Source organism: Mesorhizobium sp. M7A.F.Ca.CA.001.08.2.1 (assembly GCF_003998455.1).
GTDB lineage: Bacteria > Pseudomonadota > Alphaproteobacteria > Rhizobiales > Rhizobiaceae > Mesorhizobium > Mesorhizobium ciceri.
Map to the genome: position 1 here is coordinate 1 of NZ_RZPW01001339.1, position 740 is coordinate 740.

1 pseudogene is annotated in these 740 nt (G+C 61.6%); it reads left to right on the forward strand.

Features of this window, described 5'->3' with window-relative positions:
• Positions 1 to 740, forward strand: a pseudogene (locus EN914_RS37250) (excinuclease ABC subunit B); the annotation flags it as partial.

Below are 740 nucleotides of genomic sequence, written 5' to 3' on the forward strand. Positions count from 1 at the left end.
CTCTATTCCGAGTTCAAGAAATTCTTCCCGGAAAACGCCGTCGAGTATTTCGTCTCCTACTACGATTATTACCAGCCGGAAGCCTACGTCCCGCGCACCGACACTTTCATCGAGAAGGAATCCTCGATCAACGAGCAGATCGACCGCATGCGCCACTCGGCGACGCGTTCGCTGCTTGAGCGCGACGACGTCATCATCGTCGCCTCTGTGTCCTGCATCTACGGTATCGGCTCGGTCGAAACCTATACGGCGATGACCTTCCAGATGCAGATCGGCGACCGGCTCGACCAGCGCGCGCTGCTCGCCGATCTCGTCGCCCAGCAGTACAAGCGGCAGGACATCAACTTTGTCCGCGGCTCGTTCCGCGTGCGCGGCGACACCATCGAAATCTTCCCGGCCCACCTGGAAGACCGCGCCTGGCGCGTCTCGATGTTCGGCGACGAGATCGAGCAGATCACCGAATTCGACCCGCTGACCGGCCAGAAGACCGGCGAGCTGAAAAGCGTCAAGATCTACGCCAATTCGCACTATGTGACGCCGCGCCCGACGCTGAACCAGGCGATCAAGTCGATCAAGGAAGAGCTCAAGCACCGGCTGGTCGAACTGGAGCGGGCCGGCCGCCTGCTTGAGGCACAGCGGCTGGAACAGCGCTGCCGCTTCGACCTCGAAATGCTGGAAGCCACCGGCTCGTGCGCCGGCATCGAGAACTATTCGCGCTATCTCACCGGCCGCCAGCCCGG